We start from the raw sequence: 12,258 nt of genomic DNA, 5'->3' as shown, positions 1-12,258 counted from the left end.
ACCCCCAACGAATTCACGGTTTACCATGCGCAAGTCCCCTTCCATTGCATCACTGAGCGTCAGCATCGCCACCGCCGGAGTGCTTCTGGTCTCGGCGGCCGGATGTTCCACTGGCCCAACGAACTCCGGCCAAAATTCGGCGGAGGGGACACCATCGGTGGCTCCTTCTTCGCCGTCAGGCACGCAGGCTCCCTCGTCCCCGCCGGCGTCAGTTACCAAGCCAGCGGTTCCTTCCCCGGCTCCCTCCGTAGCGCCTGTGCCGGCGCCGAGCACGCCGTCAGCTGCGGAGCAGCAGCTCGCCGCTCTAAGCCTTGAGCAGCGGGTGGGACAACTGTTCATGGTGGCAGCCAAGGCCAGCGGCCCCGAACCGGGAACCATGGAAGCGCTGACGAAGTATCACGCCGGGAACGTTTACCTCAGCGGACGCAGCAAGGCCGGAGCTGCCCCGACGGCGTCCCTTGTGTCTTCGCTGACAGGCACGGTCTCTGCCGCAACAACCGGCGGGGTACCCCTTTTTGTGGCCACCGACCAAGAGGGTGGATATGTCCAGGTTCTTTCCGGTCCGGGTTTCTCCACCATTCCCACGGCCCTGGTCCAGGCGTCCTCCGGGGCGGCAAAACTTCGCGCGGATGCTGCAACGTGGGGGAAGGAACTTAGCAGCGTAGGCGTCAACGTGAACCTCGCGCCGGTCTTGGATACAGTGACCAGCCCACAGTTTGCACCCTCCAATGCCCCCATTGGCCATTTCCAGCGGGAGTACGGCTACGACCCAGCCAACGTCTCGCTGCTGGGCAATGCCTTTGCCGATGGCATGAAGGATGCCGGCGTGGCCCCGGTAGTGAAGCACTTCCCAGGGCTTGGCAGGGTAGTTCCCAACACGGACGTCACCAGCGATGTCCGTGACACGGCCACCACCCGGAACGATCCCGCACTGGGGCCGTTCCACGCGGCCATCAAATCAGGCGCCCGGTGGGTCATGGTTTCGAATGCCTACTACGACAAGATTGACGCCGCCAACATCGCACCATTCTCCTCGACCGTAATGGACACGATGCTGCGTAATGACGCCGGCTTCAAGGGGATAGTTCTCTCCGATGACCTCTGCAGTGCGGCCCAGCTGGAAGCATGGTCCGATGCCGAGCGTGCCCTGAACTTCTTCGGCGCTGGGGGAACCATGCTGGTATGCGCCGATCCCGCGAGCATTCCGGCGATGCACCAGGCGGTGGTGCAGAAGGCCACGTCCGATCCTGCCTTCCGGGCCAAGGTGGATGCCGCCGCGCTCACGGTGCTGCGCGTCAAGGCCAATCAGTAGCGGCCCCAAGGCAGGTGAACGGCAAAGAACCCCGCCTTCGCTTGGAAGGCGGGGTTCTTTGTAGCGGGTGTAACCCTGCTAAGGGGTCCTTAGAGGACGTCCGAAAGGAAACCCTGGAGGCGTTCCGTTTGCGGATTCGTGAACAGCTGCTCCGGAGGCCCGGATTCAACCACCACGCCGGCGTCCATGAAGGTCACGATGTCCGAGACGTTGCGTGAGAAGCCCATTTCGTGGGTTACCACCACCATGGTCATGCCTCCCTGGGCCAGGTCCGTCATGAGCGCAAGGACACCCTTGACGAGTTCCGGGTCCAGCGCGGAGGTAGCTTCGTCAAAGAACATCACCTCAGGCTTCATGGCCAGCGCGCGGGCAATCGCCACACGCTGCTGCTGTCCGCCCGAGAGGTTTGCCGGACGGGAATCCGCCTTATGCTTCAAACCCACCAGGTCCAGCTGGGCCAATGCCTCGTCGCGCGCCTGTTCCTTGGACATGCCACGGAGTTTGCGCAGTGCCAGCGAGATGTTCTCAGCCACCGTCTTGTGCGGAAAAAGGTTGAACTGCTGGAAGACCATGCCGATGCGGCGACGCAGTTCGTCCGGGTTGTCCTTAAGGACCGAACGTCCATCCAGCAGGATGTCGCCCTGATCCGGCTCGATAAGCCGGTTCATTACTCGAAGCAGCGTTGACTTGCCTGAGCCGGACGGGCCGATAACGGAGGCCGTGGTGCCCTTCTCGACGTGCAGGTCGATGCCCCGCAACACATGGTTGCTGCCGAACGACAGGTGGATGTTCTTCGCCGTCAACGTCCCTGATGCGAATTCACTCATGCCTGCGCTCCTTTTCCTACGACGGCGGCTGCCTCGTCCGGTTCCTTCTTCTCCGGGCGTCCAGCGCGCATCCGGGCGTCAATAAAGTTCACGAAGTGCGTGAGCGGGATGGTCAACGCCAGATAGAAGATGGCTGCTGCCACGTAGGGGGACAGGTTGCCGCTGTTGGCAGCTGCATCCTTACCAATCTGGAAGATTTCACGCTCTGTTGCCAGGAGGCCAAGCATGAAGACCAGTGACGATTCCTTGATCAACGCGATGAACTGGTTGACCAACGCAGGAAGAACGCGGCGGATGCCTTGAGGCACTACCACCAGGCGCATGGACGAGCCGTAGCTGAACCCGAGGGCCCGGGTCGCTTCGAGCTGTCCTTTATCCACGCTTTGGATGCCCGAGCGGAAAATCTCGCCGATATACGCGCCGGACATCAAGGACAAGGCAGCGATCGCCATGGGGTAAGGGCTGGTGGAGCCGGTTAGTTCACGAATGATCGGGCCAAAGCCGAATCCGATCACCAGGATGGTCAGCACCGGAGGGAGCCCGCGGAGAATGTCCGTGTAAATGCGGGCCACCCACCGTGCTGCTGCATTCCGGGAGATCCCCATCAGGGCGAGCAACATCCCGAGCGCGGTCCCGATGATGCCCGAGACGACAGCCAGGACGATGGTGTTGGGCAGACCGACGGCGAACATCTTGGGGATGACTTCGCCCATCGCCTCCCAGTCAAAGAAGGTGTCGGCTAATTGATTGAGGATATCCATGGAACGCCTTGGTTACTTGGCGGGGAGCTGGACGGCCTTGCTGCCCGGCTTCCAGCCCTGGGGGGTCTGCTCGGCGGCAGTCGGACGGTCCTTGTACCACTCGGCCGTGAGCTTGGCCCAGGTTCCATCAGCGATGACAGCGTCCAGACCGGAGTTCAGGGCATCAATCAGCGGCTGGTTGTCCTTGTTCACGGCATACGCGGTGAAGTTCTGGGTGTTGACAACCTTCTCTGCGATCTTGGTGTTGTCGCCTTCCTTGACCTGGCCTTCGGCCTGCTGGGACGGTGCAACCCAAGCATCGATCTGGCCGTTCTTTACGTTGCCGTAAACGGTGTTGTAATCAGGGAAACGGACCGGCTCGATCTTCAGCGTGTTGGTCATGTAGTCATCCTGGACGGTGCCCTGGACAACGCCGATGCGCAGGCCTTCCTTGACGTCCGCGAAGCCGGTGACCTTGGAGTCGCTCTTGGTCACGATTGCCATGTAGCCGAAGTCGTAGCCATTGGTGAAACCAACAGTCTTGCGGCGGGCGTCCGTGGTGGAGATCGAGGAGGATCCGACGTCGAACTGCTTGTTGCCCACCTGGGACAGGAGCGCCGAGAAGTCGGTGGAGGCAAACTCCACCTTGAGGCCAAGCTTGTCACCAATGGCGCGCAGGAGTTCGTTGTCGTAGCCGGTGAACTTACCGGAAGGATCAATAAAGATGTTCGGCGGGGCGTCGGAAAGGGTGCCCACGCGCAGGGTGCCGTCGGTGATAAGGCCCAGCTTGGACTTGTCGATCTTGTCCAGCGGAGTCACTTCAGCGGTAGTGAACGTGTCCAGCGACTTCTGGTCGCTGCCGGCCAAAGCGTCGGTCGGCGAGCCGCTGGGCTCGGAGGTCCCTCCGCCGCATGCTGCCAGGGAAATCACCAGGGCTGCGGCCACGGGGGCAACAGACAGCCACTTAGGGGCTTTGAATTTCATGAAGAAATCACTTTCATCGAGTCACGGGGACGTTTCGCGGTGGGCGGGGAATGCGGCAGCAATACGAAGGTTGGCTGCTCTAGCAGACTTCAACCCGCCAAACTTAATTATGTCACCAGCCCACTGGCGCGCGGTGAATCGAAGAAACGATTGCCTACAGTCGATTTGGCCGAACAAAGTTCCCGTCAACAGACCTTCTGACTCCGGACTATTCCGGCGGCGGTGGCTCGCGTGGAATCCGCGGGCGGACAACCCTGAAAAACGGGTTCCCGAAATTGCTGTGACTTGCGTCGCAAAAGGAGGCGGTCGCCTGCTCTCCGGGGCTAGAAGCCGCCCCGGCTTGCGTCTTCGGGCGGGAGGACCGGCCACTCACCCTCGATGACTGCAGTGGGCTTACTGCGCCGCAAGTACTGCTGGAAATCAGCGGCCTGGGATGCCGCCCAGTCTACTTGCAGCTGATGCAAAGCCGGCGCCGGCATCTGCAACTTGGGGAATTTGCCGGCCATGGCATCCAATACCCGGAGCGTAGCGAGAGCGTCCGCAGCTGAGGTGTGCGCGTTTGTCAGGTCCACACCGTACTCCTCGCACAAAGCGGTAAGCGTGCGCTTTCCCTTGCGGTAACGGTCCACCTGCTTGTTCATCACATAGGGATCCAGCACGGGGAAGCGGCTGAGTTGGGGGACCCCGTAGCGGGCGGACTCGGCCGCCAACACCGTGAAATCGTAGCTGGCGTTGAAAGCAATGACGGGAGTGCCGTCGTCGAACAGCTCTTGGAGTACACCGGCCACCTCGCGTGTGACCTCGGCCGCCGGGCGGCCCTCTGCACGGGCTTTCTCTGTAGTGACACCGTGCACCTCGCTGGCTTCGAGCGGGATTTCGACACCGGGATCTGCCAGCCACTCGTGCTCTGCGATGAGCTCCCCGTGGGCATCCACGACCGTGATGGAAGCTGTGACGATCCGCGCTGACCGTGAGTTTTTCCCGGTGGTCTCGAGGTCGAATGCGGCGCGGGAGAGGGTGTTCCAGGAGCTCATGTCTTCAAGCTACCGGCTGGGTCCGACACTATTCGGGCACGACACTCCTGCCGTTACGCTGAACACATGCGGATGGAGTATGTGACAGCGGTTCTGGCCGTTGTGGACCTTGTTCCGTCGGGTTCGGCGGTTTCCTACGGTGACGTCGCAGAGCTTTTGGGAGCCGGTGGGCCGCGGCAGGTCGGCGCAGTGATGAGCCATTATGGCAGCTCGGTCGCCTGGTGGCGCGTCCTTAGGGCCAGCGGGGAAGCGCCACCAGGTCACGAAGTCGCCGCCCTGCAGCATTACTTGGAGGAAGCCACCCCGCTGCATGGCGCATACGAGGCCTTCCTGAGGACGGGCGAAGGCCGTTGGCGCGTCGACCTGACAGCGGCCCGATGGACGCCTGCCGACTCCGATTTCGACCAACTGGATGTGATCTCGGACCAGTTGGAGCGTCAACTCCATAAATTGTCGGTGCCCGATGATGAAATGACTGTGTGACCGCAACTCCTGCCAAAACCCGCCAAGCACCGGCAGCCCTCCGGCTGCTCCCGCCGCGTGAGACCCACTATGCGGCTCCTGTTTTGTCTCCGGACCAAGGTGCGGTCGTTGCCCTCCCACAGGGGAGCGGCCCTGTCCTCGTGCCCGGGGGCCCGGGAACGGGTAAATCAACTGTGCTGGTGGAAGCCGCAGTCCGCCGCGTCCGCGAGGATGGCCTGGACCCGGAACAGATTCTCGTTCTTGCTCCCGGGCGCCACGCCGCAGCGGCTCTGCGCGATACCTTCACAGGGCGGTTGGACCGCAGCCTCAGTACGACGCCGGCACGAACCTGGGCGTCCTACGCTTTCGACGTTATCCGGCGGGCCAAGGCGGAAGGCATATTGCCGCTGACGCGGCCACCGAAGCTTCTGTCAGGCCCCGAACAGGACCTCATCATCAAGGAGTTGCTGGAAGGCCACTCCCGTCCGGGATTCCAGCTTCCTTGGCCGGAGGATCTAGCAGCGGCACTTCCCACCCGCGGCTTCCGTCACGAGATCCGGCAGTTGTTCGACCGCATCATCGAATCGGGGCGCACCGCAGAGGACCTGGTTGGGCTGGCCTACGAGTGCGGACGGCCTGATTGGATGGCGGCTGCCGAACTTTACAGCGAGTACCGGGATGTCTTGGACCTCCGTATGCCTGAGGCCTTTGACCCTGCTGGAATCATCACCACGGCGCGGCAGATTTTCCAAGACTCGCCGGCCTTCCTGGCTGCCGAGAGGGAAAGACTCCAACTCATCCTCGTGGACGACGCCCAGGAATCGAATCCTGCCGTGTTCGAGCTCCTTGCCGACATCGGCGAAGGCAAAGACGTCGTGGTGACCTACTCACCGGATACCGTCGTGCAAGGATTCCGCGGCGCACGCCCGGACCTGGTGTCAGAGCTGCCAACACTGCTGGGCGGCACACAGCAAAACGTTCTTGAGCGCCCGCTGTCGGTTACCCACAGGCATGCGCCTGAGGTAGCTGAGGCGTGGACCCGGGTCGCGAGCCACATCTCGCAGCGCTCGGGTGGCCAGTTGGCCAGGCAAATGGAACAACCGCAACATCCGGAAGGCATGCATACTGCATCTGCGCGGAATGGTCGCGTGGAGGGTCATGTGCTGCCGTCAGCTGTCCACGAGTTGAGATACGTTGCACAGCGCATCCTCGAGGCTCAGCTGCGGGAATCGCGGGAGTTCAGCGACATCGCGGTGATCGTCCGGAACGGCGGGCAAATTTCCCAGTTGCAGCGTTACCTGAGCGGGCAGGGGATCCCGGTTCGTGTTCCAGTGGCAGACTCGGCCGTCCGTGACGAAGTCGCGGTGCGTCCGTTGTTGGAGGCCTTTGCCATTGTCCTGGACCCGGCAAAGCTGACGCCGGAAACTGCGGTTTCCCTCCTTACATCCCGCATCGGCGGAGCTACGGCCATCGAACTGCGCAGGCTCCGACAGTCCCTGCGCCGCGAGGAGCTTCTGGGCGGTGGCGGCCGGTCCAGCGACGCTTTGCTGGTTGAGGCACTCCTTCAGCCCGGTGCCCTGGCGTCGCTGGGTATTGAAGGCAGTTCTGCCCGTCGGCTCGCCCGCATGATCGCAGCCGGTTCCGCCGCCGCGGCGGAACCCGGTGCCAACGCGGAATCTGTGCTGTGGGCGTTGTGGCACGCCACCGGCTTGTCTTCCCGTTGGGCAGATATGGCACTTGAGGGAGGCAATGCCGGTGCACGTGCCGATAGGGACCTTGACGCCATGATGGCGTTGTTCCATACAGCCGAACGGTTCGTGGACCAACTGCCCGGTTCGGGTCCTGAACAGTTCCTGGACTATTTGCTGAACCAGGAACTTCCCATGGACACCCTTGCCGCGCGGGCACAGCTGGAGGCCTGCGTGGAGATCATGACCCCCGCAAGCGCAGCCGGGCGGGAATGGCCGGTGGTGATCGTTGCGGGTCTCCAGGAAGGCGTATGGCCCAACACGCGTTTGCGTGGAGAGCTGCTGGGAAGCACTGTCTACGCCGACGCAGTGGAGCATGGAGTGGACTACGCCCTTCGGCGCGGGCCCCTGAGCAGGCTCCGGGATATTCGTTATGACGAACTCAGGAGTTTTTCGACCGCCGTTTCCCGAGCTCGAGAAGTATTGATCTGCACCGCGGTGTCTTCCGAGGACGAGCAACCCTCGGCTTTCCTGGACTACGTGGCGCCCCTTGAGGCCGGTGAGTACAAGCGTGATTACACCCCCGTTGACCGTCCCATGACCTTGCGGGCCCTGGTCGCAGAACTGCGGCAGCACGCCCAGTTGGAAGACGCCGGTAGCGGCGAAGCCCATACCTCGCACGAGGCCGCCCGGATATTGGCCAGGCTCGCCAGCACGGAACCACCCGTTCCGGGTGCACATCCGGACACGTGGTGGGGTTTGGCGGCGCTGAGTTCCCAGGAACCCGTGGTGCCACCCGGCGGTACCGTTTCCGTCTCGCCTTCCAAAGTGGAAGCTGTCCACAAGTCGCCGCTTGACTGGTTCGTCCAAGCCGCCGGAGGGGAAGCTGCCACCGACTTCGCACGCAGCCTGGGCACTTTGGTCCACAGCATTGCCCAAGAGCTTCCCGATGCTTCAGGAGCCGAGTACGTGGCTGAGCTCGTACGCCGGTGGCCTGCTTTGGGCATGAAGGACAACTGGGAAGGGAAGCTCGATTTCCAGCGGGCGGAACTGATGGTTCGGAAGTTGGCACAGTACGTGCTCATCATGCGCGGCGACGGAAGAAGCTTGCTGGCCGTGGAGCACGACTTTGAAGTTCAGCTACCTGATGTCACCCTGGACGACGGCGCTGTCAGTGGTTTCCCTGCTCCTGAAGGGGAGGCCACTCGCCACGCAGTACTCCGCGGCCAGGTGGACCGGCTTGAGATCGATCCGGAGGGCAGGCTCGTGATCGTTGACCTCAAGACAGGCAAACGGCAACCAGGCAAAGCGGAGGTTGCCAAGCACCCACAACTGGGTGCCTACCAGGCCGCCGTCCTCAAAGGTGCCTTCCGGGACGCCGGGGAAGGGGACCAAACACCCGACGCCGGCTCTCTTGCGGCGTCCGCGGACGGCTTAGTCCCCGGCGGCGCCGTGCTGGCCCACCTTGGGACCAAGACCAAGAGCCCGGCGGTACAGCAGCAGGATCCGTTGGATCCCTCGGACAACTGGGCCGAGGGGCTGGTGAATGAGGCGGCTGCGCTGATGGTCGGTGCAACGTTCGAAGCACGGCACGACCCCGGCAAGGGCGGGTATGGCGGCCATGGATGCCGCCTACCGGACGTTTGCCCGTTGTGCGCCAGAGGAAAGCAGGTCACCGAATGACAACCGAACTCCTGGACGGCTTTGCCACCAGCAACCCGGGCGTCGAGGCAGTCCCGGAGCCAAGGTTCTCTCCTTCTGAGCTGGCCAACATCCTTGGCGAAAAGAACCACCCTACGCCTGAGCAGGCGGCCATCATTGCCTCCCCGCTTTCTCCGCGCCTGGTGATTGCCGGGGCAGGTTCGGGGAAGACGGCCACCATGGCGGACCGTGTGGTGTGGCTGGTGGCCAACGGCTGGGTGCGCCCTGAAGAAGTCCTCGGCGTGACATTTACCCGCAAGGCTGCCGGAGAGTTGGCGAGCCGGATACGGTCCAAGCTGGCCACGCTCCAGCGGATAGCGGTGGCGGACGATGGCAGCATAGGCTTCCCGGAGGGACTTCTCGGGGCAGACGACCTCGAACCCAAAGTGTCCACATACCACTCCTATGCAAGCGGCATCGTGTCTGACTACGGCCTGCGGTTGGGCATCGAGCGGGACGTCGTGTTGCTGGGAGGCGCACAGTCCTGGCAGCTGGCCAGCGAAGTCGTGGAAGCATATGACGGCGACTACGAGCACTTCACTGCCGCCAAATCCACGCTCGTCAATGCAGTCATCCAGCTGGCCGGGGAGTGCGCAGAGCACCTTCAGAATCCGGGGGAAGTGCGGGAATGGGTCCTGGAGCGCGCTCACGCCTTTGAGCAGCTTCCCTACGTGGCCGGTGCCAAGAAGAATCCAACTCAGGCCGCAGGAGAACTTGCGGCCATGCTCAGGACACGCGCCAGCGTTGCCGACATGGTGGTCCGTTACCAGGAAGCGAAGCGCCATCGCGGTGTCCTTGATTTCGGCGACCTCGTGGCGCTCGCAGCCCGAATTGCGAGCGATATTCCGCTCGCCGCCTCCACTGAACGTGCCCGCTACAAAGTAGTGCTCCTGGATGAGTTCCAGGACACCTCCCACGCCCAGCTTGTTCTGTTCTCCCGTCTTTTCGGTCAGGGCCACGCAGTTACTGCGGTGGGCGACCCCAACCAATCGATATACGGCTTCCGAGGCGCTTCCGCCGGCCAGCTCTTCCACTTTGTGCAGGAGTTTCCCGTCCGGCATGGGGACCCCTCCGGCGGCCCTGAATCCTATTCCGTCGCCCCCACTTCGTATCTGACCACCGCTTGGCGGAACGGCAGGAACATCCTCCGGGCCGCGAACACCATCGCAGCGCCCCTCAACAGGTCGGCGGGTCCGGCGGGGGAGAAGGAAACAGCGAGCAATGTCTCAGTCCCCGCGTTGGTTCCAAGCCCTGCTGCGGTGGATGGAAGCGTGGTGATCGGTCGCTTCGGCACGGATGAGGACGAAGCCGCAGTGATAGCCCGCGATGTCCGTCGGTACCAACGGACTGTCTTCGAAGAAGAGAAGGACGGCACTCCGGTCAAGCCCACCATGGCGGTCCTCTGCCGCCGACGGGCGCAGATGGAGTGCCTCCGCCGCGAGTTCGAACTCCAGGGGATTCCCTATGAGATCGTTGGACTTGGCGGCTTGCTGGACACACCGGAGATCGTAGATCTGGTGGCGACCTTGCGGGTCCTTGCCGATCCAGGACGTTCCGATGCCCTGATGAGGTTGTTGGCCGGGGCACGGTGGAGGATTGGTCCGGCAGACTTGATGGCCTTCAGTGACTGGTCCCGCTTCCTGGCCCGCCGACGGTCGGCTCCGGAAGCACAGCCTGAATCCTTTGACCAGGACGAAGAACCGTCAGGGACCGTGATTGAAAGCGACATCACCGATGCCGCAAGCCTCGTGGAGGCCCTTGACTTCCTTCCCCGTCCAGGCTGGACGTCCGGACATGGGAGGAGCCTGAGCGCTGCTGCCCTGGCTCGGCTGACCCGCCTTGCTTCGGAACTGCGCTCCCTGAGGAGCTACATCGGCGACGACCTCACCACACTCCTTGGCGAAGTGGAACGTGCGATGCTCCTGGACATCGAAGTAGCGGCCAAGCCGGGAATCAGCATCCACCAGGCGCGCCGCAACTTGGATGCTTTCCAGGATGCGGCAGCCGGGTTCCTGCAGACGTCGCAACGCATTGACCTGCTGGCGTTCTTATCGTGGCTGGAAGCTGCTGCCTCCGAGGAAGGCGGCTTGGATGTTGCCCCCGTTGAGGCCAATCGGGAAGCGGTGCAATTGCTGACCGTTCACGCTTCGAAAGGATTGGAATGGGACGTTGTTTTTGTCCCGGGACTCAATGCTGGTTCGTTCCCCAGCAACAGGGATTCGCGGTGGAGCACCGGTGCCGCGGCCTTGCCGTGGCCCTTGCGGGGCGATCGCGCCGACCTTCCCCAGTGGGATCTCGATCAGCCTGACCAAAAGGGATGGTTGGACGCAGAGAAGGAATTCAAATCCGAGGTCCAGCATCACGGTGAGGCCGAAGAGAGAAGACTCGCCTACGTCGCTTACACTCGGGCGAAGTTCGTCCTGTGGGCTTCCAGCGCTGCTTGGAATGGCTCTCGATCAGGAATGGCCGGCATGTCTGCCTTCCTCTCCGAACTGGCGCCTCTTGCCGGTGTTGCTGGAGAGAATAATGACGCCGGCCGGACGCAGTCGGTTGGCGGTTCGCGGTCGGTTGGAGGGGCGGTGGTCCATGCGGAATCGGTGGCCGAAGAGGCATTGCCTGAGGAAAGCCCCTTGACCGCAGCGCTCGAGGTTGCCCAATTCCCCTACGATCCTTTGGAAGGACCGTCAGACCCACGGACCGGCGCCCGGCTGAGGCTGACTCCGGGCAGGCGGCTTGCAATGGACCGCGCCGCAGCCATGGTCCGGGGATACATTGAGGAACCCCGCCCGGCCTCTTCAGATGAATTGAGTGGTCCCGCCGGGAAATGGTCCCAGGAGGCCGAACTACTGCTGGATCGCCAACGGCAGCTCAAGACCGTTCAGGATGTCCACCTGCCAAGCCACATCTCTGCCTCACTTTTCGTTGACCTCGGTGCTGACCCCGCGGCCGTCCTGACCCAGCTGCGCAGGCCCGTTCCCCGCGAACCGGGCATCTCGGCTCGCAAAGGCACGGCATTCCATGCATGGGTGGAGGAGTACTTTGGCACAACCGGCATGCTGGACCTTGATGAAGCTCCGGGCTCGGACTCCCACATCGACGAGGCCTACGGCTTGGATGACATGGTGGCGGCGTTCAAACAGTCCGAGTGGTCCCAGCGCGCTCCGGCTTTCGTCGAAGTGCCTGTGGAAACGCGGATCGGCGACGTCGTGGTCCGTGGGCGCATCGACGCCGTGTTCCGCGATGCTGACGGCCGCTGGCAACTCATTGACTGGAAAACCGGGCGACGCCCCGCGGGGCAGCAGCTGGCGACCCGGGCGGTGCAGCTGGCCGTTTACAGGCTGGCTTGGGCACGGCTTAAGGATGTACCCCTCGAGGACGTCAGTGCGGCGTTTTACTATGTGGCTGACGACGCCGTTGTGCGTCCGCACGATCTTGGCAGCGCCGAGGAACTGGAGCTGATCGTGGCGAAGGCACTGAAGACCAGCGCTGATGGGTAGGAACGCCCTGGAA

8 protein-coding genes are annotated in these 12,258 nt (G+C 62.9%); 4 read left to right on the top strand and 4 right to left on the bottom strand.

Annotated elements, in window-relative coordinates; genetic code table 11:
- Positions 1-25 precede the first annotated feature (25 nt).
- On the top strand, positions 26-1,312 hold the full coding sequence (locus AC6CH8_RS06775) for a glycoside hydrolase family 3 N-terminal domain-containing protein (RefSeq protein WP_498189509.1): 1,287 nt from the start codon (positions 26-28) through the stop codon (positions 1,310-1,312).
- 89 nt (positions 1,313-1,401) lie between these two features.
- On the opposite strand, the gene AC6CH8_RS06770 is transcribed toward AC6CH8_RS06775, so the two are convergent.
- From AC6CH8_RS06770 to AC6CH8_RS06755, 4 genes are all read right to left on the bottom strand, one after another.
- Positions 1,402-2,139 carry an amino acid ABC transporter ATP-binding protein gene (locus AC6CH8_RS06770; RefSeq protein ID WP_017198579.1) on the bottom strand — a complete coding sequence of 246 codons (738 nt, stop codon included), beginning with the start codon at positions 2,137-2,139 and terminating at the stop codon, positions 1,402-1,404.
- Positions 2,136-2,900 (bottom strand): amino acid ABC transporter permease, encoded by a 765-nt coding sequence (locus AC6CH8_RS06765; protein WP_091468678.1) that lies wholly within the window; start codon positions 2,898-2,900, stop codon positions 2,136-2,138. The genes AC6CH8_RS06770 and AC6CH8_RS06765 overlap by 4 nt, the downstream gene beginning before the upstream one ends.
- 12 nt (positions 2,901-2,912) lie before the next feature.
- Entirely contained in the window at positions 2,913-3,863 is a 951-nt protein-coding gene (locus AC6CH8_RS06760; protein WP_091468676.1) for an ABC transporter substrate-binding protein, read from the bottom strand.
- 323 nt (positions 3,864-4,186) lie between these two features.
- On the bottom strand, positions 4,187-4,897 hold the full coding sequence (locus AC6CH8_RS06755; RefSeq protein WP_498189506.1) for a 3'-5' exonuclease: 711 nt from the start codon (positions 4,895-4,897) through the stop codon (positions 4,187-4,189).
- Between the two features lie 66 nt (positions 4,898-4,963).
- On the opposite strand from AC6CH8_RS06755, the gene AC6CH8_RS06750 reads away from it, so the two are divergent.
- The 3 genes from AC6CH8_RS06750 to AC6CH8_RS06740 are packed head-to-tail and all read left to right on the top strand — an operon-like array spanning position 4,964 to position 12,245.
- Positions 4,964-5,380 carry an MGMT family protein gene (locus AC6CH8_RS06750; protein ID WP_091468671.1) on the top strand — a complete coding sequence of 139 codons (417 nt, stop codon included), beginning with the start codon at positions 4,964-4,966 and terminating at the stop codon, positions 5,378-5,380.
- Positions 5,377-8,730: an ATP-dependent helicase gene (locus AC6CH8_RS06745; protein WP_498189504.1), complete on the top strand. Its 3,354-nt coding sequence runs from the start codon at positions 5,377-5,379 to the stop codon at positions 8,728-8,730. The genes AC6CH8_RS06750 and AC6CH8_RS06745 overlap by 4 nt, the downstream gene beginning before the upstream one ends.
- A complete protein-coding gene (locus AC6CH8_RS06740) occupies positions 8,727-12,245 on the top strand; it encodes an ATP-dependent helicase (RefSeq protein ID WP_498189502.1) in 3,519 nt (1,172 codons plus the stop codon). The genes AC6CH8_RS06745 and AC6CH8_RS06740 overlap by 4 nt, the downstream gene beginning before the upstream one ends.
- Positions 12,246-12,258 lie beyond the last annotated feature (13 nt).

Source organism: Paenarthrobacter sp. GQ52 (genome assembly GCF_059759005.1).
Note: the sequence above shows the minus strand (reverse complement) of the source record. Positions and strands in the feature narration are given on the sequence as shown.